The sequence below is a fragment of the Desulfobotulus pelophilus genome, assembly GCF_026155325.1.
GTDB classification, from domain to species: Bacteria; Desulfobacterota; Desulfobacteria; order Desulfobacterales; family ASO4-4; genus Desulfobotulus; species Desulfobotulus pelophilus.
Map to the genome: position 1 here is coordinate 1 of NZ_JAPFPW010000027.1, position 21,897 is coordinate 21,897.

Genomic DNA, 21,897 nt, shown 5'->3' on the forward strand with positions numbered 1-21,897 from the left:
CCTGGCATCTACTGACCCGGCTTTCGTGGGTAGTACACCCGCTCCATATCGGGGAGCTGCGGATATTCCCCACACACGATATCATCCATGATCGTCCGGAACCCTTCCATGGCAGACAACAGAGCCTCGGCTTTGGCGTCTGCCCGAGGGTAGGCATTGCGCAGGGGCAGGACGATCTTTCCGATCCTGTTCCGCAACTCAAAAAGCTCTTCACCGTATTTTTTATGTTCTTCCAGACTGATTTTTTTCATTTTGCACCATATCTATGGAGGTTGTCATGCCGAAAAACGTAAAAACAGACGCATATATGACCAGAGCAGAGGTTGCCGAGCATTTTGGTATTACTGCCCAGAGCGTATCCAACCTATATCGGGAAGGGAAGCTCCCGCCTCCGTTGGTTCTGGGGCGCACTTGCCTTCGCTGGCCCCGGCACATTATCGAAAATTTTTATCAGGCCCAGCAGTCTCAATCCAGCCACTGATCCCATGCGCTGTCATCATGCCCCCCGGTCGGATCCACCTGCACCGGGGGCGGCATGGTTTTCAGGGTGTCCAGCCAGTCGGCCCAGGCCTGCATCATCTGTATCCGGTCCTCCACAAACTCCGTCCTGTTGTAGGCTCTGCCCAGTGCATCTTTCACCCGGTGACCCAGCTGCATTTCCACAATGCTTTCCGGATATTTCAAAGTTTCCACCAGATGTGTCCGTGCCACAGCCCTCCAGCCATGTCCTGTCATTCTGCCCTGATATCCCAGAGAGTCCAGAGCCGCTTTAATGGCCATGTCACTGATGCACCTGTTTTTGTGCCTCAGGGACGGGAACACGTATTCACCAAGTCCGGTCAAGGCCCTGAGTTCAACCAGTATTTTCATGGCCTGCCTGGAAAGGGGCGTGATGATGTCCGTCTTTGTCTTGGATGTCTGCCAGATCCACAGCGCTCTGCGCGGGTTGATCTCCTGCCATCGCATGTGTCGCAGCTCTCCGGGCCTGCAGAAGATCAGGGGCAGCACCCGGAGGGCCGCTTTGACGACAGGGCTTCCGGTGTAACCGTCTATGGACCTCAGTAGCGCACCCAGCTCCACCGGGTCCAGAATGGCCACAAAATGTTCCACCTTGCGGACGGGCAGCAAACCCCGCAGATCCTGTGTCGGATCCCGCTCCGCCATGCCCTGTCCGACGCAATAGCGGAAGACCTGACCCATCAGATTCTTGACCCGCTGCGCCGTCACCAGATGCCCGGCGTCGCAGATGACCTGCAGGCGGGATAAAATCATAGGAGCTGTGATCTTATCGGGTCTTTTTCCCTTAAAGTAGGGATAGACATGCTTTTCCAGCAGCAGGCGGTTTCTTTCGCGATGGCTTTCCTGTACCTCACGGCCATGGACATGGATTAGCCACCGGGAGGCGATGGCCTCGAAGGTTTTGTCTTCTTCCGTCCGGGCTTCTTCCCTGGGGTTTTTGCCATCGGCAATCAGCCTCCGGAAATCCACCACCTGTTCCCGTGCTGCTTTAATGCCTAGTCCCGGATATTCCCCCAGTCTCATTTCCTGGGCTTTTTTTTGAAAATAATACCGGAAAACCCAAAATTTACGACCGCTCCGCTCGATGGCTAAAAAAAGTCCGTTCCCGTCCCTGAGCACAATCCGCTTTCCATCGGGAGTTGCCGCTTCTATCTTGGTATAGTTTAAAAATGCCATGATATAAGTCTCTTACTGAAGTGTGTGGTCGGGTTCTGAACCCTTCATTTAATCACATCATGGGCACATAATTGTAAATCCAACAAGGTTTTTTTCAGGGTTTTTTTCCTTTTCGCTTATCACTTAAAACAGGGCAAAAAACAGCCCAAAACCCGCATGAATATTGACTTTCAGGCAACAAAAAAGGCCTCCCTAAGGAGACCTTGAATGTTATGTGGCGGAAGTGCATGGGAATCGAACCCACCCGGGACGGTTTTAGCGCCCCACACCGGATTTGAAGTCCGGGAGCCTCACCAGTAAGCTGCGCACTTCCGAAATACGGAAAGAGATGTTATAGAATTCAATGTGTTTGTCAACCGCTTTTGCGGTAAATCCATTAACCTTCCTTTCTGGAGTGCTCCATGGTCCAAGCCCAACGTGTAGCAGATTGTTTTTTGCAGCTGGTCCGTATTGATTCTCCTGCCCGTGAGGAACAGGAAATTGCTTCCTTTCTAAAGGACCGGCTTGAGGCCCTGGGAGCCGAAGTTTTTTTTGACGATGCGGATGAAGCCACTGGTGGAAGTGTGGGGAATCTGATTGCACGGTTCCCCGGATCCGTGGATGTTGAGCCCATGCTGCTGTCAGCCCATATGGATACGGTGGAACCGGGGCGAGGGGTAAAGCCTCTTTTTGAAAACGGATTTTTCCGGAGCAGTGGTGATACCATTCTTGGTTCCGATGATAAATCGGGTATTGCTATTATTCTTGAGGTGTTGCAGTCCCTTAAGGACCCCAGTCTGCCCCATGGTCCCATAGAGGTGGTTTTTTCTGTATGTGAAGAAATTGGTCTTATGGGTGCAAAGCATCTGGATAAAAGTTGCCTGCAGTCTCGCTTTGGATATGTGCTGGATGCCTGGGATATCGGTAAGATTGTGACCCGTGCACCTGCTGCCAATCGCTTTACTTTTATCATACGCGGAAAAGAGTCTCATGCTGGTGCAGAGCCGGAAAATGGCATCAATGCAGTGGTTCTTGCGGCAAAGGGGATTGCTGCCTGTCCGGATGGGCGAATTGACCATGAAACAACATGTAATATTGGAAGAATTGAGGGCGGAACGGCAACAAATATTGTTCCTGCTTCTGCGGTGGTTCATGCAGAGGCACGGAGCCATGATCCGGAAAAACTTAAAAATCTGACACGGCAGATGGTGGATGCTTTCAGGCAGGCTGTGGAGATGGCAGTCTCTGGATCTGCAGGCCTTCCTTCCCTTGAAGTATCAGTGGAAGAAGATTTTCCCCATACCTGCATCCCTGAGGATGCACCTGTTGTGCTTCTTGCGAAACGTGCCGCAGAAAATCTTGGGCGTACCATGAAAACAGGTTCTGTGGGTGGCGGCTCGGATGCAAACATATTTTTCAGTCATGGTATTGAGGCCTGCGTTATCGGTACTGGTATGCGGGATGTCCATACGGTGCGGGAGAATGTTGCCTTGGCCGACATGGTGGCTTGCGCGGAACTTCTGGTGGAGATGGCACGGGTGCATGCCGGCCGGGAGGGTTCGGGATCATGATTTGGACACCTAAAGAGTCTGTAATGTTTGTAGCCACATTCGGTGGCGCGGGAAATGCATCAAAAGCACCGGGAACCGCAGGTACTCTTGCAGCGGTACCTTTCTGTGTGCTGTTGATGCTGCTGCCGGCTCAGGTGCAGGTTGTTTTTGTGCTGTCTGGGATTCTTCTGGGGATCATCCTTTGTGATAGGGCTGCCCGTATCCTGGGGGAAGAAGATCCTTCCTGTATTGTTTTCGATGAGGTTTTGGGTCTTGCCGTAACCTTGATGCTTTTCCGTCCATCCCTTGTAGTCGTGGTTCTTGGTTTTGTTCTGTTTCGTTTTTTTGACATTGTAAAACCCTGGCCTGTTGATTTTTTTGACAAGAGAGTTTCTGGTGGTGCGGGTATTGTCCTGGATGATGTGGCTGCAGGTCTTTGTGCCCATCTCGTCCTCTGCGTTCTGGGGTTTCTGCCTTTTTTTAATTTTTGAACCTTAACCTGAAAATGGAGTATGCCTTGTCGAGTTTTGAAGAAAATTATGAGCTGATTTTATCCAGAGAAAGGCGGAATGCATACGTGCTGGCCAAGGAGTTGATCAGTAAGCCGGAAGCCTCCGTATGGATGGTGCTGCTTCCCATACTGTTTGTACATCATGCCTTTTCGATTCAGAGGTATAAGAAAAATATCCATGGTTTTGCAGATAATTTTATAAAAACCCGCAAGAAAGCACTGGATCTGGCCTTCGGTTCTCTCACTACGGGAGAAAATGTTGTCATTAACCTGGAGACCTGTTTCCCTTCTCTTGAAATGAGTGCGGAAAAAGAAAAGAAAGTATGTGAAAAGCAGCTTGAAGAAATCCGGATTCTCGTTCGCCATTATAAGGAACTTCTTGGGGCAAAAGGGAAAACTTACGAGGTTCTTGTCAAAAATGCCTATGGAACATCCGGAAAATTCAAGGAGTTTTTGAATCAGCTGGAAATGGCTGAAAAAGAAGTGAGGCGTTATGTCACAAAGGTGTTCCAGACTACGGATGCCGCAAGAGAAGTCTCTAAAAAGATAGATAAGGCTGAGGAGAGAATCCGTGAGAAAGAAGCGAAAGAGATCTTTTAGCTGTCGCAATGTTGAGCTCTCTGTACCGATTCGACATGTCGGCATCAGATTTGTCGGGCCTCATATTTTATTCTAAGGGCAGGGATGGCTCAGCACTGGCTGTGATTTTACATCTGTGGATTTTGGAGTTTTCGCGCTGGTTAAGGCTGCTTGTATCTTGGCGGCACGGGATCTGTGTTTTGGTTGGAATGATTGCCTTGCCATCCTTGTCAGAAAAGATCGGAGCGTCCGATTCTGGGGCCTCCTTGCAAGCCCTGGTTTGGACTTTGTGCTGTGTTAATGATGTAAAAAAATGACTCACAATTCATTCAATGGGTTTTCTGAAGATGGTTTGATCCTTATTTATTTTGAATGCCGGTTCTTTAGTTGCTCTGTATGAGGCTTGTTTTAGTTCGGTAATTTTTTGTGGGCAATTGTGGATTCAGAAGGTGGCATTACTGGTGTATTTAAAATGATATGGTGGAAGAGGAGCAGCACTGGCAGCCTTTTTCCTGAAAGGAAAAGGGGCCGAATTGTTTGGAAGTATAAAACATTCTCTTATGATGGACCAGGTCCTGTATTGAAATTGTATTTTGCAGAACTGTTTGAATTCGGTTATTTCATTCATGAAGAGACGAATGGAACTTACAGATGCCGGATGGAATGTAATCGAGCCCCTTCTCCCATCAGAAAAAAAGAAAGAGGCTGTCGCCCTGCAAAATACAACCGTACCATGCCATGGTTAAGCCAATGAGCTGGATAATACGTACGGGTTCACCATGGAGAGATTTACCCGAATATTATGGATCCTGTAAATCAGTTCTTACTCGTTTTTCAATATGGTCCAGGCAAGGAATTCGGGCGAAAGTTCTGGAAAAGATATCTTCGGCCCCTGACAATGAGTACAACATGATTGGTAGTATTATTGTTCGGGAATACCAGCACGCAACGGGTGCAAAATGGGTCAGCAATTTCAGGAACCCGGTCGGTCCAGAGGTAGATTTACCGTAACAATCCACGCAGTCGCAGAAGCATTGGGGCTTCCCATTCGAGTAGAGCTTTCAGAAGCTCAGGTTCACGACAGCACTTCAATAGTAAAATTGATATCAGCTTGCTTGCCTGAGTATTGGTTGGCTGATAAAGCTTACGATACCAATGATTTTCCTGATTCGGTCAGTAAAAATGATTCAGAAGCTGTACCCCCCTGAACGGAATAGAAACGTTCAGGAGGAAGAAGAAGGAAACCAGATCGAATGTTTTTGCAATAAAATAAAACAATACAGACGTATCGCGACCAGGTATGACAAGCTGGCTTCTTCTCAGCGAGTCAGCAGAAAAGCCGTCAGGATGGATCTTGACGGCTTTTCTGCTGGTCAGGTATTGGGGGGGTTATTGAGAGGAGGCAGAAACGTCGGTCAATGGGGTTCTGCGGCCCGGCTCAGGCTGGACCGAACATGGGACTGTGCCATGAAGGTTTCTTCGGACTGGGTATAGAAGTATTGATTGGCATCAAGATCGGCTGCAACAATGATGTCCATGATGGGCCGAATAACGGGTAGTGTCTGCATCCATGGTAATACCAGAGCTATAAGAAGCCATAATCCTGCAATACCGGTCAGGAGTTGGGTAATGCCTTTGGAAAGGCCTGTTTTGTTTCCTGACATAGCGTCACCTTTTTAGGTTGTTTTACCGGCATGGACTGTTTTGTTATGACAGCCCATGCCGGGTTTTTATGAGTTTAGAGGGTTTCCGTGATTCCGGGGAAGACCAGGAAGAACATGATGTAAGCCATGAGCAGAGTCAGGGCAAGATTGAGGCTCTGACCCGTTATATACAGAATAACAGGTTTGCCACCGGTAAAGTGCTTGGCCATTTCCCTGAAGTTCGATGTCAGGCCAATGGAGGCAAAGGCCAGGATAAAGAACCATTCACGACAGGGACGGCTGAAGCCACGAAGAACACCCTGATCCAGCATAACATCACCACGGGGACCCATGGCTTCGATCATAATGGAGAAGACGATGGAGGCCGCAATAAAGCCCAGAACAAATTTGGGAAAGCGGTACCATATTTCCATTTTTTGAACAGTTTGTCCTTCCACGCAGTCTACCTTGGCGCACCAGTAGACAGCCACACCAAAGGCAATGGCACCGATCATGATATTCTGAATCATTTTGATGGTTGCCGCAACAAACATACCGGTTTCGCCAAGGAAGGCACCCGCAGCAACAACCGCACCCGTGGAGTCGATGGTGCCACCGATCCAGGCACCACCCAGAACAGGATGCATGCCAACGGATACAATAAAGGTAGGCAGAGCAATCATCATGATGGCCGTAAAGAGCATGGACATGCCAATGGCGATGGTGAGCTCTTCTTTGGTGGCACGGCAGGCCGCAGCCGTTGCAATGGCCGCTGAGACCCCGCAGACACACATATCTGATGATATGGTTATATTGAGGGTCTTTGATTCCATTTTCAGCACTTTCTGGCCGAAGATGTAGGTGAGAACCAGAACCGTAGGTGTCACAACCCAGGCTACAAAGATGCCGGGAAGACCGATGGCAAGGATTTTACCGAAGAGGATTTCAGCACCCAGAAGCACAAGACCTGTTTTGATAAAATATTCGGTCTGGGCTGCGTCTTTGATGAATTGAGGGGTTCCTATGGTATTGGCAATGAGCATGCCGCCAAGGATGGCCCAGATCAGAGGACCGAAGCCCCAGCTTCTCAAGGTGCTGTTGGCACCAATCACTTCAGAAATGATGGCGAGAAGGAAAACAAAGCCAAACCCTTTAATGAAGTTGGCCGTGTTGATGTTCATTACCGTTGTCCCAGCGGCAAAGAACAACATGAAGATAACGCCGATGCCAAGCAGATAGGGGATCTTGTTGTAGGCCTGGGTTCCGGCCTGGGAACGGGCCCTGCTTTCAGCGCTTCTGGCGGAACGCCACTGGGCTATGGATGCTTCGGCTTTTTTATTCAATTCTCTGTTCTGAAAGACTGCTGCGGCGGCGGCTGCCTGATCCGCCTCAGCCTGTGCAAGGGTTGCTTTGGTTTTTTCCTGGGCGGCAGCGTGTCTTTCCTTTGCACCGTCCCGGATTTCCGCAGCCCTTGTTTCCGTAAGGATGAGGGCTTCCATGGGATTGGCAGCCCATCTGGCAGGGGTGCTCAGCCACTTGGCAAGGGTTTTACCGTGGGATTCATTTCTGGCACGCAGACCGGAGAATGAGTCATTGGCTCTGTGCCATTCAAGGGTGTGGAAGGGGGCGCGGGCCTCTTCTGCCTGCATGGTACGCTGGGACTGGGTAATTTTCTGGTCCATGTCCGCAGGAGGTCTGGGCAGGAAAATGATGAGACCCACCACAAGTATGATGATACCTAGCCAAATGGCCCACCAGTCTTCTTTTTTGTACAGTTCGGACCATTCCCATCTGGCCTGGTCCACTACATATTCGGGTTGTTTGCTTTGTCCTGACATGAGAGGCTCCTTGATAAAAGTACTCTTTATTATTAAAGGGATTTCCCCGTTTAGCCGGCCGGACCCGAAGAACTGCGCCTTACTTATGCAGAAACCGCGGGGTATTTCGGGGTTTGTTTCGTGACGGAACAAAAATCGATTTTTATTTCTGATCATTAGTCGGAATGTTCAATTTTAAAATGGGACAGACTTTAAAATTGTTCCATAAAATGTACTGAATGATCAAAAAATTGATTTCGGTTACGCACGATGTGACCGCGCTTCGGTCCATTCCCGGCTGCTCCATAACAATTGACTGAACAAAAGCAAAACAGGTGCCATGCCCTGTCTTTTTTTTTGTATTTTTTTATGTGCTGCAAAATCAGATCTTTGATTATGGTTGGTAGGTTTCGAAAAAAAAATGACCCAGTGGTGCATCTTCGTGGATGCATGCTTGACGGGGAAATCTGGTGCAGCCTGAAAGATGCACTTTGAGGAATGAAAAAATATTGTGTTTCTGTGGGGTATGGGTGTTTTCTTCCTTCATAGAAAAGGGTATGTAAAAGATTTGAATGAAAACCGGAAACAAGGGAGGGTTCATGAGTATTTCAGGGGATAAGGGAAAGGCCATCGAGTCGGCCATGGGACAGATTGAACGTCAGTTTGGAAAAGGGGCTATAATGCGCCTGGGCAGCAAGGAGGTGATTGCTGTTCCCACCATTTCCACAGGATCCCTGGCCCTGGACAGAGCCCTTGGTATTGGCGGTCTGCCCAAAGGACGTGTGATAGAAATTTATGGCCCAGAGTCTTCGGGCAAAACAACGCTGGCCCTTCATGCGGTGGCGGAATGCCAGCGTGCGGGAGGTATAGCTGCTTTCATTGACGCGGAGCATGCCCTTGATACGGCTTATGCCAGAAGGCTTGGCGTGAATGTAGATGAGCTTCTGGTTTCCCAGCCGGATACGGGAGAACAGGCACTGGAAATTGCGGATATGCTTGTGCGCAGCGGCGCTGTGGACATACTTGTTATTGACTCCGTGGCGGCATTGGTACCAAGGGCTGAAATTGAGGGTGAAATGGGTGATGCCCATATGGGGCTGCAGGCCCGTCTTATGAGTCAGGCGCTTCGAAAACTGACGGCGACTATCGGCAAAACCATGACAATGGTGATTTTCATCAATCAGATTCGTATGAAAATCGGTGTGATGTTTGGTAATCCCGAGACTACTACCGGTGGAAATGCGTTGAAATTTTATGCTTCCGTCCGGCTGGATGTACGCCGTGCTGCAGCCATTAAAGATGGGCAGGATGTTACGGGCAATCGTACCCGTGTTAAAGTCGTAAAAAATAAACTGGCTCCTCCGTTTAAAGAAGCTGAGTTTGATTTGATGTATGGAGAAGGTATTTCCAGGATCGGTGATCTTCTTGATCTTGGTGTAGAGGCTGGTATTATTGAAAAAAGTGGTGCCTGGTATGCCTATGATGGCGAGCGTATCGGCCAGGGCAGAGAGAATGTGAAAAAATTTTTGAAAGAAAATGAGGAGTTGTTTAACACCCTCTATCGTAAGGTAAGGGAAAGTTTGGGCATCGGCCTGCCTCCGGTACCTGAGAAGGATGAAAAGTCTGTAAAAACAGGAAAAAATGCCAAACCTTCCCGTGAGAAAAAGGGGGAAGAGCCTTCCATGTTTGATGATGCTGTGTCTTCTGATGACTGAAGTGAAGTAATCGAACCTCATATTGTTATTTTACATGTAACCGTTCAGCATAGTTTATTCTGAAATTTTAGCATTCTGATTGTATTGACCCGGTTTCGGCGTAAGCCAATCTGGCTGTTTGTGGGTGATATTGTCCGGTACTCAAGACCCACAGGCATTTTCGTTCCCGTAAAGGCTTGGGTTTTTCAGTCTGAGTGCCGGGTGGTGTCACAGACAGGCAGCCTTTGTGTCCATGTAATGCCTGACAGCTATGCTGTTACCAAAGAAAATGCTACTGAATAGTTACATGGTATATTTGATTGATCTGAAAGTAAGCAGGAGAAAATGAAAACCATGATGACGGGTAATGAGATACGTCAGAAATTTTTGGAATATTTTAAAAAATATGAGCACCGTCTGGTGCGTAGCTCTTCCCTTGTTCCTTCCGATGATCCCACCCTTCTGTTCACCAACGCAGGCATGGTTCAGTTCAAACGGGTATTTATAGGAGAGGAAAAACGGGAATATACCACCGCAACCACTTCCCAGAAATGTGTGCGGGCCGGAGGCAAGCATAACGATTTGGAAAATGTGGGGTATACGGCAAGGCACCATACTTTTTTTGAAATGCTGGGTAATTTCAGCTTCGGGGATTATTTCAAGGAAAAGGCCATCTTTTTTGCCTGGGATCTCCTTACCAATGGCTATGGCCTTCCTGCGGAAAAACTCTGGGTTTCCATTTATCTGGATGACGATGAAGCCTTTACTATCTGGCATGAACAGATCGGTGTACCCAAAGAACGCATTGTGCGTCTGGGAGAAGCGGATAATTTCTGGGCCATGGGAGATACGGGACCCTGCGGTCCATGTTCAGAAATTCATATAGACCGTGGTCCTGCTTATGGCTGTGACAATCCTGCCTGTGCCGTTGGCTGTGATTGCGACCGCTATCTTGAAATATGGAATCTTGTGTTCATGCAGTTCAACCGTTCCGAAGACGGTAGCATGACGCCTTTGCCTAAACCCAGTATTGATACGGGAATGGGGCTTGAACGCATTGCCTCTGTTGTACAGGGTGTGGATACCAATTATGACACGGATCTTTTTGTGCCCATCATGGAAAAGGTGGGAGAAATGTCCGGGAAAAAGCCGGGAGAAGATTCTGCGTCGGATGTGGCCATGAAGGTCATCGCCGATCATAGCCGTGCGGCAGCCTTTCTTGTTAATGATGGTGTGCTTCCTTCCAACGAGGGCAGGGGATATGTGCTGCGCCGTATTCTGCGCAGGGCCATTCGCTACGGTCGTAACATCGGTCTGACTCGCCCCTTCCTTAAGGATACGGTGCGGGTGGTCTTTTCCATTATGGAAGAGGCCTACCCTGAGTTGAAAAGCCAGGAAAGCTTCATCTGCAGTGTGATTGAAAATGAGGAAATCCGTTTTTCCGAAACTCTGGACAACGGACTGAAGCTTCTCCATGAGACCCTTGAAGGCCTTGCTGCCGCAGGAAAAAAGGAGCTGTCCGGTGATGTGATTTTCCGGCTGTATGACACCTATGGTTTCCCTGTGGATATAGTAAAGGACGTTACCAAGGGAAGTGATGTGCGCCTTGATATACAAGGCTTTGACACAATCATGGCAGAGCGGAGGGAAATGAGCCGCAGCAAGGTGAAGTTTGATGCCATGAACGAGGCCTACCTTTCCCTTTCCAGTGCGGGGGTTCAGACGGTCTTTACGGGATATGAGCGTACGGAAGACAAAGGAAAGGTGTTTTTGCTTGTGCAGCAGGGCAAGGCCTGTGACAGGATTGAGGGAGAAGGGGATCTGGAGCTGGTAACGGATCGAACGCCCTTTTATGCGGAATCCGGTGGGCAGGCGGGGGACAGGGGTTTTATCCGTACGAAAAGCTTTGAAATGAAAGTGACAGATACCCTGAAAGATCCTACGGGTTTTTTCATCCACAAAGGAAAGATTGTTTCGGGAAGTCTTGCAAAGGGTGAGGAAGTCATTCTTTCCGTGGATAGTGCGGCCAGGGCTGGCACCGAAAGAAACCACACGGCTACCCACCTTCTCCATGCCGCCCTGCGGGATGTTGTGGGGGATCATGTCAAACAGTCCGGTTCCCTTGTGGGGCCGGACCGGCTTCGTTTTGACTTCACCCATTTTTCCGGGATTGACCGGAGTGTTCTGGATACGGTGGAACGCTGGGTGAATGAAAAAATCAGGGAAAATGTACCTGTGAACTCCGAGGTCATGCAGGCAGAAGAAGCATTTAAAACCGGTGCCACAGCCCTTTTTGAGGAAAAATACGGGGATGAGGTAAGGGTCATCAGTCTGGATACCTTCAGCAAGGAGTTCTGTGGGGGGACCCATACGGCCTACACAGGGGATATCGGCCTCTTTGTCATTGTATCCGAAGGCAGTGTGGCAGCCGGTGTGCGCCGCATCGAGGCTTTGACCGGCGCATCGGCCCTTGCCTTTGTTCAGGAGCGCAACCGTATCATGCTTGAGGCGGCTTCCCTTTTAAAGGACAGGCCAGAGACTCTGGTGACCCGGGTGGAACGTTTGCTGGCGGATTGCCGCAGTCAGGAAAAAACCATTGATTCGCTGAAAAACAAGATGGCGGAAATGAGTGCGGGAGATATTACCGAAGGCGTTGTGGAGATTCAGGGAGTTAAGGTACTGGCCAAAAAGGTGATGGTGGATAATCCAGCTTCTCTCAGGGATCTGGCGGATCGTATGAAGGATAAGCTGGGTTCCGGTATTGTGCTGCTGGGAACGGAGTCTGATGGTAAGGTTCTGCTCATTGCCGTGGTGAGTAAGGATCTTGTGGGCCGTTTTCATGCAGGAAATATTGTGAAAGCTGCCGCCGGTGTGGTGGGTGGCGGTGGGGGAGGGCGTTCGGATATGGCCCAGGCCGGAGGCACCCGGCCGGAGAATTTGGATGCGGCTTTGCAGACGGTTCTGGATATGGTAGCTCAGGCCTGATTGGACACAAAGATGCAGGCAGGCCTGGGAAAGATTCCCTCAGGTCTGCCTGATGTCTGTCTGGCAGGAACAGCAGGCTGAGGCAGAAACATCAGATATGTAATTGTTCAGTATGGTATATTGTGAATGTAAGGTTGTAATTTTTTGCAGCGTTGTTTCATTGCAAGGCACCCTGGCTGTTTGCAAGTGACCTTGCAATCGTTTCGGATTCCGGCTCTCAAGCCATAAACCCAAAGCTTATGTACAAATAATATAGCCTTTTCAGGCTTGGGTGCCGCAGTGCAAATAAGAAGCGGCAAACTGCCTGAGCCGCCACAAGGCGGCCTGCTATGGTAACAAAAAAGTGCATTCCGCCTGTGCCGGTGAGTTTTTGCCGCTTCCGCACAGGGCACAAAGCTCTAAGCATAAGATTACGCCACGGGCAAACAGCTTGGGTGCCTGTGCATATGCCTGATAACTATGGTTCATAACAGGTAAGCAGGTCTTTACAGGGAGAAGATGGAATGTCGGAAGAAGGCTGGCTTATCCTTGTTTCTTTTGCCCTTATTTTTCTCTATCATATCTCGTTTGGCATACGCCTGCACAGGCATCCGACGGCCACCTCTCTGGGAATTACCCACAGAATCCGGCGGGAGTGGGTGCAGGAAATTTTAAAGGATGGCCGGGATCTTCTGGGGGTTCAAACCCTGAGAAATCAGGTGATGGCGGCGAGCTTTCTGGCGTCAACGGCCATTCTGATCAGCCTTGGCGTACTGGGGCTGGCAGCCAACCCGTCGTTTTACAGCGGGTTTCTTACGGTCCTGGGCGGAAGCGATGTGGAGACGGCAGGTACCCTTTCCAGGCTTGTGCTGATTTCTGTGAATTTTTTTGCTGCTTTTTTTAACTTCACCCTCTGTATACGTTACTACAACCACGCCAGTTTTGGTGTGGGATTGAAAAATTTCGAGTCCCTGCCTTTCCCGCCGGAATTTATCCTCACCATGATGGACAGGGGCAGCCTCCATTATTTTCTGGGGATGCGGGGTTATTATCTGTCCGTTCCCCTTCTTTTGTGGATAATGGGGCCTTTCTGGCTTTTTTTCGGTGTACTGGGGCTGCTTTTCGTACTTTTTTTTCTGGACCGCATGGCCTGATCCAGGTGCCTTTCCCCGTTTGAAACGGATTGTACCACGAGATCCTTCTGCCGCTTTTTTCTGCCCCCGTCTTTTTCTACAAAAAGCTTCTCTCCCGTCCATGGGTCCGTTTCCGTCCAGTACATGGCAGCCGACCAGGTAGAAGGTGTGGGCGTGAAGATCTGCACCTGCTCCGGCGCGAGTTTCAGCGTTTGGCGGGCATAGGTACCCAGCTTTTTCATGTCTTCTTCCGTACATCCCGGATGGGCTGCAATGAAGTAGTAGGTGAGAAACTGGGGTTTACCCGCCTTGTGGGTCTGGGTGAAAAAGAGTTCCCTGAAGCGTTCAAGGGTTTCTGTGCCGGGTTTTCCCATACGGGAAAGAACATGGGGACAGATATGTTCCGGTGCCACTTTCATCTGGCCGGAAACATGGTGGCCTACCAGCTCTTCCAGATAATCCGGTCCTGCTTTTTTATCCGCCAGCAGAAGATCATATCGGACGCCCGATGCCACAAAAACTTTTCGAACGCCCTTCAGGCTGCGTAGTTCTTTCAGGAGTTTTTTCTGGAGACTGTGATCCGGTTTCAGGGAAGGGCAGACCTCTGGAAACAGACAGCGTCTGTCATGGCAGCTTCCTTTTTCCTTTTTTTTTCTGCACTCAAATCCATACATATTGGCTGTGGGGCCGCCTGCATCGGATATGATACCTTTGAAATCGGATCTATGGGTCAGGCTTTCTGCTTCTTTCACAATGGAGGCAAGGCTTCTGGATCGTACCGTTCTTCCCTGATGCACGGCAATGGCGCAGAAGTTACATTCTCCATAACAGCCATAGTGGGTGGTGATGCTGTGGCGGATGGTTTCCAGTGCCCGGACATCTCCTTTTGCCGCATCATCAGGATGCAGGCTGCGGGTAAAGGGAAGAGCGTGCATGGCATCCAGCTCCTTTTCTTCCGTATAGGGAAAGGGCGGGTTCTGGATGAGAAAGCGGTCACCGTGGGCCTGGGCCAGCCCTCTGGCTGTGATGGGATCACTGTTTTCATAAAAGGTATGGAACATGGAAAGAAAGCTTTTTTTATCGTTAGAAACTTCTTCAAAGGAAGGAAGGGTCAGGTAGTTTTCCGGGATTTGTTTTGCAACGAGGCAGAGGCCGGGTATGGCATCCGGAGATTGTTTTTGTTTCAGGGCACGGGCAAAGGCAAGGATGCTGGATTCGGCCATACCGTAGAGCAGATAATCTGCTTTGGCATCAAAGAGAAGGGATCGTCTGATTCTGTTGTCCCAGAAATCATAGTGGCTGATACGGCGCAGGCTGGCTTCTATACCACCCAGAAGAATGGGGACCGTATTTTTGAAATAACGACGGATGCGGTTGGTGTATACAATGCATGCGCGGTCCGGCCTGCGGTCATTGATGCCACCGGGCGTATAGTCGTCATTCTTTCTGCGTTTTTTCGAAGCTGTGTAATTGGCCACCATGGAATCCACACTGCCGCCGGAAACACCCCAGAAGAGTTTGGGTTCGCCTAGTTTTGTAAAATCAGTGGTTTTTTCCGGGTCGGGCTGGGCAAGAATGGCTACTTTGAAACCGTCAGCAGCAAGGACCCTTGCGATGACGGCAACGCCCATGGAAGGGGCGTCGATAAAGGCATCCCCTGTAACAAGGATGATATCCGGAGCATCCCAGCCATTTCTGGCTATGGCTTCGGGGCTTGTGGGAAAAATATCGGAAAGAGTAGGCATGAAAATCCTTTGTCAGAAGCCTTAAGCCTGTTTCTGGTGAGACTGTCAGCGGGCAGAAATCCTGGAAGGGGATGGCGGAAAGGTAAGAATAAAGCAGCTGCCTTTGGATGGTGTACTTTCGATGGCAAGTGTTCCCTTGTTTTTTTCTATGAACTCCCGGCATATGACCATACCAAGACCTGTGCCGCACTCACCTGTGGTGCCGGGGGTGGATTTGCCGCAGGAGCCGGAAAGGAGAGAGGAAACGGTTTGTTCATTCATTCCTATACCTGTATCGCTGATACGGATTTCTGTTCCGGCAGGACTCTGGTCTGCGGTGATGGTGATTCGACCTCCTGTATCCGTGAATTTGATGGCATTGGAAATGAGGTTGCGGAGCACTGACGCAATCATATTGGCATCGGCAAAAAGGTAAAGGGTTCCGGGGATTTTACCCCGGATACGGATTTTCTTTTTCTCCGCATTTTCTTTGAAAAGAGAGACTGTTGAATGGATGAGCTGGGTGAGGTCCAGTATTTCCGGTTGCCACTCGTTAAAGCCGCTTCCTGTTCGGGTCCAGTCCAGCAGTTTTTCCAGCATTTCGTATAGCTTGAGGGTGGAGCCATGGGCATGGGCAATGAAACGTTTTTTTTCTTTTTCCGTATAATCTTCATAGCTTTCTGCCAAAAGGCCTAGAAATCCCAGTACGCTACTGAACGGTGCCTTGAGGTCATGGGCAACAACGGAAAGGATTTTTTCTTTTTCCCTGTTGATACGTAAAAGCTGATTTTTTTGTTCCTGCAGCATCATATGGAGGTGAATCCGGGCGAGGATTTCTTCTTTCTGAATGGGCTTGCAGATGTAATCTACCGCTCCTGCCTGAAAACCGGCTACTTTATCGGCTGTTTCCGTAAGGGCGGTCATAAAGATGACAGGGATATCCCGCGTTTCAGAATCGGATTTCAGGGCATGACAGGCCATGAATCCGTCCATCTCCGGCATGATGACATCCAGAAGAATCATATTCGGTCTGGAAATTTTTGCCATCTTGAGTGCTGTTTCTCCGTCCTGGGCCACGAGGGTGCGGTAGCCGCTCTGGTCCAGGCAGTGAAAAAGGATGCCAAGGTTGGCAGGATTGTCGTCAACAATTAAGATTGTCTTCATTGCTTTTTCTGTTTTCTTTCTCTTGCTTTGCCAAGGCGTGTCAGCCACTGGCTGAGTTCACGGATGCGGAACTGGCTGGCAAGTTCCTTCACATGACCCGCAAAGGTTGCATAATGGGTGTTCAGATCCTGGCTCTGGCACCATTCACCTATGGCGGAGATATCTCCCTGTTTTACGAGATTCATAAGCTTTTGCATGCGTTCTGTCTCCGGAAAGGGAATATCGGCAAAATCCGGAGGCTGCAGATGCAGGCTTTCGGAAATCCAGACCAGAGGGAGATGGCGGCAGAGAACTTCGAAAAGTTCCTGAATTTGAACGGGTTTGGAAATAAAAGCAGCACATCCCATGTCCAGGCACTTTTCACGGACATCATGGGTGGCACTGGCGGATACGGCAATCACAGGAGGAGCATCCCCGTCAAACAGCCTGTGAATACGGCGCGTAGTTTCAAAACCATCCATGCCGGGCATGATCAGATCCATCAGAATAAGATCGGGCTTTGAAGTCCGGCAGCTATCAAGGGCGTGCGTCCCGCAGTCTGCTTCTTCCATCATGAAGCCTAAGGGGGCAAAAAGTTCTACGAGAAAAGTGCGGTTTTCTTTGCCATCGTCAACGACAAGTATACTGAGAGGCCGTGCCCCCTCATCGGTCCGACGGTAGCCAATAATGTCTCCATAGGAGGAAAAGTTTTTTTCACCGGGTATTTTTTCCGGTGCCTGCGGCAGACGTATGGCAAACCAGAAACGGCTCCCGTTACCAAGGCTGCTTTCCACCTTGATTACACCACCCATCATACGGACAAGAGACTGGCTGATGGAAAGGCCCAGCCCTGTTCCTTCGGGTTTTCTACGGACGCTTTCGACCTGAGAGAAGGGGCTGAAAATAATTTCCAGATCTTCTTCCTGAATCCCCATACCCGTATCCGCAACTTCAAAAACAATCAGACCTTTCTGCGTGCTGACACGGAGACTGACACTTCCTCTTTCCGTAAATTTAACCGCATTACCAAGTAGATTGAGCAGAACCTGGCGCAGCCTGTGTTCATCCCCGATTACCGTTTTCGGCAGGCATTCTGCCACGGAAATTTCCATGGAAAGTCCTTTTTCTCTGGCCCGGGTTCGCGCCATTCCAGCGGTACTCTGGACAAAGGTAGAAAGGTGGAAGGGGTGGAGTATCAGGCTCATCTTGCCTGCTTCGATTTTGGAAAGATCCAGAATATCATTGATCATTCTAAGGAGATGCTCGCCGCACTGGCGGATGACCTGAATGCGTTCCTGATCTCGGGTTCCCAGCCGTTCCCCATCCCGGTAAAGGAGTTGGGCATATCCAAGAATTCCATTCAGTGGCGTACGCAGTTCATGGCTGATGCTTGCAAGGAACGCACTTTTGGCCGAACTGGCTTCATCGGCCCTTTTTTTGGCTTCCCTCAGTTCCATATTCAGCCGAATCAGTTTGGTATTGGTTGCCGTGAGGGCAACGGTACGGTCCAGTACCTGTTGTTCAAGGTTTTCTCTGTGGCGCAAGAGATGGAGATCCCTTTTTTTGGCTTCCTGCAGCTTGATATTCAGTCTGGTCAGTTTGGTGTTGGCAGCCATGAGGGCCATGGTGCGGTCCATGATCTCCTGTTGCAAAGTGGCCCTGTGGCGGAGAAGAGCTTTGTCGCGTTCCTGAATTTCCTGGATCATGTTGTTGAAACCCGAGATCAGAACGCCGATTTCATCATTGTTAAATACGGGTGCCCGAATGGCATAATCTTTTTTTTCAGTTATTTTTTCAACGGTCTGTACCAGCTGAAAGATGGGGTTCAGAAGGATTTTTCGTAATCTCATGGAGAAAATGTAGGCCATGGCACCGGCGGAAAAGAGAATGGCAAGGGAGAGAAGGGCATACCATCGGATCTGTTTATGATACCGGGAATGGTCCATGTGCAGCAGTAGTTTGCCTATGGGTTTTCCCATGTAGGATATTTCTTTGGTGATGGTAAAGCCACCGGCAAAAGAAGTCCGGCCAGGAATGGGGGGATGGGCAGGCAGAAGCATTGGTTGACGAGACCGGGTTGTTTCATCTCTGTAGTAAGTGGCAAGTTGTCTGCCTGAAGGGAGGTAAAGGGCCGCAGCGGTAATCATGTCATCCCTCGCTCTGAGGGATTCCAGCGCAAGGGAGGCTGCTTCAGGATTTTCAAAATAAAGAGTTGGAAAACTATGGTTGCTGACAAGCTCGGTGATCAGGGAGATTTCCCGTTCAAAATTTTTGCGTAGAAGAATAATATCATTGATGAGAAAAAAACTTACGGCAACGGTCAGGGTTGCTCCGCCCGTAAGAATCATGGCAACCATCATTTTGGACTGCAGAGGCAGTTTGGAAAAGATGTCTTGAATCATAAGTATTCCGTAAGGTGAAAGACTTTTTGGGCACAATCCTGCTAAAAAGGATTCTGCGGATCTCATACCATAAAAAGTTTATATATTGTATAGCTTAGGGTAATTTTAATCGCTTTTGCTGCTGTACCAATAAGGCGCTTGATTCAGATCAAGGAAAGTCTGACCTCCATGGGATAGTCTGCAACGAAAGAAGCAGAGTTTTTTACCCTGTTAAAAGACAAGCAGACACTCAAACGGAGGCTTTTATGTTTTGTAATCAGTGTGAGCAGGCAGCCAAAGGCGTGGGATGTGATAAGGTCGGTGTATGCGGCAAAACAGCCGAAGTTGCGGCCCTTCAGGATCTTTTGATCCATGCGGTAAAAGGGCTGTCTCAGGTTGCGGTGGAAGGTAGGAAGGTGGGGCTGGTGGATCCGAGAGTGAATCGTTTTACCGCGGAGGCCATCTTTTCCACCCTTACCAATGTGGATTTTGATGAAAAACGTTTCGAAAATCTGATTCTGGAATGTGAGCGTTTTAAAAGAAGCCTTGAAGCTGAAGTCAAAGCAGCCGGTGGAACAGTGCCTGGTACGGATACCTCATGGATCCAGAAACTGGTTGCCCGCCTGACCGGCAATGGCGGTGACTTCACAATTCTTCCCACCTTGCCAATGAAAGTCCATGATATCGCGTCCATGAAGTCTCTGGGAGAAACCGTAGGGCTTCTCGATGGTCCGGATGTGAATCCTGATCTTCGCTCCATCAAACAGATTGTCGTTTATGGACTGAAGGGTGTGGCTGCCTATGCGGATCATGCGGCCATTCTGGGGCAGGAAGATGATGCGGTATATGCCTTTATCCATGAGGCCATGGCGGCCACTATGAACCCGGATCTTTCTGTGGATGAGTTGCTGGGGCTGGCCCTTAAGTGCGGTGAAGTGAACCTCCGGGCCATGGAATTGCTGGATGCCGCCAATACCGGACGCTATGGGCATCCTGTGCCCACTCCCGTTCCTCTGGGGCAGAAAAAGGGCAAATCCATTCTTGTTTCAGGCCATGATTTAAAGGATCTGGAGCTTCTTCTGCAGCAGAGTGAAGGCAAGGGTATTTTTGTTTATACCCATGGAGAAATGCTTCCCTGCCATGCCTATCCCGGCCTTAAAAAATATGGTCATTTTTACGGACATTACGGCACGGCATGGCAGAATCAGGCCAAAGAGTTTAATGCCTTTCCCGGTGCTATTCTCATGACCACCAACTGCATTCAGAAACCGAAGGCCAGTTATCAGGAGAATCTTTTTACCACAGGCCTTGTGGGTTTTCCTGGTGTGCGCCACATTGCAGATAAGGATTTTACACCGGTCATTGAAAAGGCGCTGGCCCTTCCGGGATTCAAGGAAGATGTTGCCGCTAAGGAAGTGCTCACTGGCTTTGCCCGCAATGCGGTTCTTTCCGTGGCCGGAACCGTTGTGGATGCTGTGAAATCCGGAGCTATCCGCCATTTCTTCCTTGTGGGTGGCTGCGATGGGGCCAAGCCCGGCCGGAATTACTATACAGAGCTTGTGGAAAAAATTCCTTCGGACTGTATGGTGCTGACCCTTGCCTGCGGCAAGTTCCGGTTTTTTGATAAGGATCTCGGCAAAATCGGTGATCTTCCGAGGTTGCTGGATATCGGGCAGTGTAATGATGCTTATTCCGCCATTCAGATTGCCGTGGCTCTGGCCGATGCTTTTGAGTGCGGTGTCAATGATCTGCCCCTTTCCATGATTCTTTCATGGTATGAGCAGAAGGCCGTGGCCATTCTTCTGACCCTTTTACATCTGGGTATTAAAGATATTCGACTTGGACCTTCATTGCCTGCCTTTATTACAGAAAATGTGTTGGGCGTTCTGGTGGAAAAATTCGGTATTCGTCCCATTGCTGCCACACCGGATGAAGATCTGAAAACCATTCTCGGATAAAGTTTTTGGCAAAATCATGCATGGGCAGGCCAGGGGCCTGCCTTTTTTAGTCCACAAGACAGCGGAATCCCAGAATGTTGGAAGTAAAATCCGGCCTGAGGGGATAGCGGGCCCAAAGGGCAGGTTCCCCGGCCGTAATATAGCTGCCCCCTTTTGCGATAAAAAAAGGAATCTGGGAAACATTCTGATGCAGGCCTTCCATGGGGCTCTGCGTCCATTCCAGTACATTCCCCACAAGATCCATGAGGGAAAAGGCGTTCTGTCCTTCCGTAAAGGTATCCACTGCTGTTGTTTCACCAATCCCCGTTGATTCTACATTGGCAGCCTGTGATTGCCAGGAATTACCCCAGGGATAGGACAGGCCTTCGGCTGTTCTGGCAGCTGCCTCCCATTCATCTTCTGTGGGGAGTCTTTTTCCAATCCATGCAGCAAAGCGGCGTGCATCTTCAATACTGACCTGAACCACGGGATGGTTCCGTTTGCCGTGAATGGCAGATCCCGGGCCTTCCGGTGCATGCCATACGGCACCCTCAATGCGCTTACTCCCCGTCTCTGCCATCCATACGGCTTTCAGTTCTCCTGTGGCAGGATCTTTTATTTTGCGGAACCGGGGCTGAAAAACAGTTCCATAGCCCATTTTTTCGGCCGTGGTACGATAGCCTGTACGTTCAACAAACACTTCAAAAAGGGCGTTGGTTACAGGGAATCGACCGATATAGCAATCTGCTAAAGTAATGTTTGTTTCCCGCCTCTCCAGTTTGCCGGGATTCGGTGAGCCTGTGCGGAAGGTACCCCCTTTAATCAGTGGGTACTGATTGTAAAATCTTTCCATGGCACCGAGATAGCCATCAAATCGTTCCGCCAGAAGGCGGTTTTTATCCATTTCCTGAGGGTCATATTCGCTGAAATCCTCATCACTGCCAAAAGGAAGGCCCAAATCAGGGGAAGCTTCCATTGTCTCTTCACTCGTTTCTTCCACATTTTCTTCCGGTTCCACCACTTCCTCAAAGGAGTCCTGTTCCAGATCCTCTTCATCAAGATCAATTTCTTCCACATCTTCGTCATTCAAAAGGTCAAGAACGGCTTCTGTCTCTTCTTCCGGAGCTTCAGGAATGTCTTCCTGATC

16 protein-coding genes, 1 tRNA gene and 1 pseudogene are annotated in these 21,897 nt (G+C 49.5%); 9 read left to right on the plus strand and 9 right to left on the minus strand.

The features are described from left to right. Nucleotides 1-8: 8 nt before the first annotated feature. The 3 genes from OOT00_RS14805 to OOT00_RS14815 form a co-directional block, all read right to left on the minus strand. Nucleotides 9-251 (minus strand): hypothetical protein, encoded by a 243-nt coding sequence (locus OOT00_RS14805; RefSeq protein WP_265426194.1) that lies wholly within the window; start codon nt 249-251, stop codon nt 9-11. Between the two features lie 214 nt (nt 252-465). Then, nucleotides 466-1,695: a tyrosine-type recombinase/integrase gene (locus tag OOT00_RS14810; protein ID WP_265426195.1), complete on the minus strand. Its 1,230-nt coding sequence runs from the start codon at nt 1,693-1,695 to the stop codon at nt 466-468. Between the two features lie 215 nt (nt 1,696-1,910). Then, a tRNA-Sec gene (locus OOT00_RS14815) sits at nt 1,911-2,008 on the minus strand. An 88-nt stretch (nt 2,009-2,096) separates the two neighbouring features. On the opposite strand from OOT00_RS14815, the gene OOT00_RS14820 reads away from it, so the two are divergent. The 5 genes and pseudogenes from OOT00_RS14820 to OOT00_RS16500 all read left to right on the plus strand — a co-directional run bounded on the left by OOT00_RS14820 (nt 2,097) and on the right by OOT00_RS16500 (nt 5,522). After that, entirely contained in the window at nt 2,097-3,245 is a 1,149-nt protein-coding gene (locus tag OOT00_RS14820) for a M20/M25/M40 family metallo-hydrolase (protein WP_265426196.1), read from the plus strand. A gap of 23 nt (nt 3,246-3,268) precedes the next feature. Continuing rightward, nucleotides 3,269-3,715: a phosphatidylglycerophosphatase A family protein gene (locus OOT00_RS14825; RefSeq protein WP_265426197.1), complete on the plus strand. Its 447-nt coding sequence runs from the start codon at nt 3,269-3,271 to the stop codon at nt 3,713-3,715. Between the two features lie 26 nt (nt 3,716-3,741). After that, nucleotides 3,742-4,335, plus strand: a complete 594-nt coding sequence (locus OOT00_RS14830; protein ID WP_265426198.1) for an NF038143 family protein — start codon at nt 3,742-3,744, stop codon at nt 4,333-4,335. A gap of 681 nt (nt 4,336-5,016) precedes the next feature. After that, nucleotides 5,017-5,325 (plus strand): annotated as a pseudogene (locus OOT00_RS16495) (transposase); the annotation flags it as partial. After that, nucleotides 5,274-5,522 carry a transposase gene (locus tag OOT00_RS16500; RefSeq protein WP_368407606.1) on the plus strand — a complete coding sequence of 83 codons (249 nt, stop codon included), beginning with the start codon at nt 5,274-5,276 and terminating at the stop codon, nt 5,520-5,522. The pseudogene OOT00_RS16495 and the gene OOT00_RS16500, both read left to right, overlap by 52 nt. A 207-nt stretch (nt 5,523-5,729) precedes the next feature. On the opposite strand, the gene OOT00_RS14835 is transcribed toward OOT00_RS16500, so the two are convergent. After that, a complete protein-coding gene (locus OOT00_RS14835) occupies nt 5,730-5,978 on the minus strand; it encodes a hypothetical protein (protein WP_265426199.1) in 249 nt (82 codons plus the stop codon). A 74-nt stretch (nt 5,979-6,052) separates the two neighbouring features. Beyond that, complete coding sequence (locus tag OOT00_RS14840) at nt 6,053-7,795, minus strand: YeiH family protein (protein ID WP_265426200.1); 1,743 nt, start codon at nt 7,793-7,795, stop codon at nt 6,053-6,055. Nucleotides 7,796-8,373: 578 nt separating this feature from the next. Between OOT00_RS14840 and recA the strand changes: the two genes are divergently transcribed. From recA to OOT00_RS14855, 3 genes are all read left to right on the plus strand, one after another. Then, complete coding sequence (gene recA / locus OOT00_RS14845; protein ID WP_265426201.1) at nt 8,374-9,489, plus strand: recombinase RecA; 1,116 nt, start codon at nt 8,374-8,376, stop codon at nt 9,487-9,489. A gap of 336 nt (nt 9,490-9,825) precedes the next feature. Next, nucleotides 9,826-12,453: an alanine--tRNA ligase gene (gene alaS, locus OOT00_RS14850; protein WP_265426208.1), complete on the plus strand. Its 2,628-nt coding sequence runs from the start codon at nt 9,826-9,828 to the stop codon at nt 12,451-12,453. Nucleotides 12,454-12,956: 503 nt separating this feature from the next. Beyond that, entirely contained in the window at nt 12,957-13,586 is a 630-nt protein-coding gene (locus OOT00_RS14855) for a DUF599 domain-containing protein (RefSeq protein WP_265426202.1), read from the plus strand. Here OOT00_RS14855 and OOT00_RS14860 read toward each other — a convergent pair. The 3 genes from OOT00_RS14860 to OOT00_RS14870 are packed head-to-tail and all read right to left on the minus strand — an operon-like array spanning nt 13,481 to nt 18,834. Next, complete coding sequence (locus tag OOT00_RS14860; protein ID WP_265426203.1) at nt 13,481-15,310, minus strand: YgiQ family radical SAM protein; 1,830 nt, start codon at nt 15,308-15,310, stop codon at nt 13,481-13,483. The two genes, OOT00_RS14855 and OOT00_RS14860, sit on opposite strands and share 106 nt — an antisense overlap. Before the next feature lie 45 nt (nt 15,311-15,355). After that, on the minus strand, nt 15,356-16,453 hold the full coding sequence (locus OOT00_RS14865; RefSeq protein WP_265426204.1) for a hybrid sensor histidine kinase/response regulator: 1,098 nt from the start codon (nt 16,451-16,453) through the stop codon (nt 15,356-15,358). Next, a complete protein-coding gene (locus OOT00_RS14870) occupies nt 16,450-18,834 on the minus strand; it encodes an ATP-binding protein (RefSeq protein ID WP_265426205.1) in 2,385 nt (794 codons plus the stop codon). The genes OOT00_RS14865 and OOT00_RS14870 overlap by 4 nt, the downstream gene beginning before the upstream one ends. Before the next feature lie 245 nt (nt 18,835-19,079). On the opposite strand from OOT00_RS14870, the gene hcp reads away from it, so the two are divergent. After that, nucleotides 19,080-20,771: a hydroxylamine reductase gene (gene hcp / locus OOT00_RS14875; protein ID WP_265426206.1), complete on the plus strand. Its 1,692-nt coding sequence runs from the start codon at nt 19,080-19,082 to the stop codon at nt 20,769-20,771. A 46-nt stretch (nt 20,772-20,817) separates the two neighbouring features. On the opposite strand, the gene OOT00_RS14880 is transcribed toward hcp, so the two are convergent. Further along, a partial coding sequence (locus OOT00_RS14880; protein WP_265426207.1) for an SUMF1/EgtB/PvdO family nonheme iron enzyme occupies nt 20,818-21,897 on the minus strand: 1,080 nt, incomplete at its 5' end.

Bases quoted from the DNA above. Each gene is read 5' to 3' on its own strand.
- OOT00_RS14835 (WP_265426199.1), bottom strand. From the start codon at position 5,978: ATGTCAGGAAACAAAACAGGCCTTTCCAAAGGCATTACCCAACTCCTG.
- OOT00_RS14825 (WP_265426197.1), top strand. From the start codon at position 3,269: ATGTTTGTAGCCACATTCGGTGGCGCGGGAAATGCATCAAAAGCACCG.
- OOT00_RS14860 (WP_265426203.1), bottom strand. From the start codon at position 15,310: ATGCCTACTCTTTCCGATATTTTTCCCACAAGCCCCGAAGCCATAGCC.
- alaS (WP_265426208.1), top strand. From the start codon at position 9,826: ATGACGGGTAATGAGATACGTCAGAAATTTTTGGAATATTTTAAAAAA.
- OOT00_RS14855 (WP_265426202.1), top strand. From the start codon at position 12,957: ATGTCGGAAGAAGGCTGGCTTATCCTTGTTTCTTTTGCCCTTATTTTT.
- recA (WP_265426201.1), top strand. From the start codon at position 8,374: ATGAGTATTTCAGGGGATAAGGGAAAGGCCATCGAGTCGGCCATGGGA.
- OOT00_RS16500 (WP_368407606.1), top strand. From the start codon at position 5,274: ATGGGTCAGCAATTTCAGGAACCCGGTCGGTCCAGAGGTAGATTTACC.
- OOT00_RS14820 (WP_265426196.1), top strand. From the start codon at position 2,097: ATGGTCCAAGCCCAACGTGTAGCAGATTGTTTTTTGCAGCTGGTCCGT.
- OOT00_RS14865 (WP_265426204.1), bottom strand. From the start codon at position 16,453: ATGAAGACAATCTTAATTGTTGACGACAATCCTGCCAACCTTGGCATC.
- OOT00_RS14870 (WP_265426205.1), bottom strand. From the start codon at position 18,834: ATGATTCAAGACATCTTTTCCAAACTGCCTCTGCAGTCCAAAATGATG.
- OOT00_RS14840 (WP_265426200.1), bottom strand. From the start codon at position 7,795: ATGTCAGGACAAAGCAAACAACCCGAATATGTAGTGGACCAGGCCAGA.
- hcp (WP_265426206.1), top strand. From the start codon at position 19,080: ATGTTTTGTAATCAGTGTGAGCAGGCAGCCAAAGGCGTGGGATGTGAT.
- OOT00_RS14810 (WP_265426195.1), bottom strand. From the start codon at position 1,695: ATGGCATTTTTAAACTATACCAAGATAGAAGCGGCAACTCCCGATGGA.
- OOT00_RS14805 (WP_265426194.1), bottom strand. From the start codon at position 251: ATGAAAAAAATCAGTCTGGAAGAACATAAAAAATACGGTGAAGAGCTT.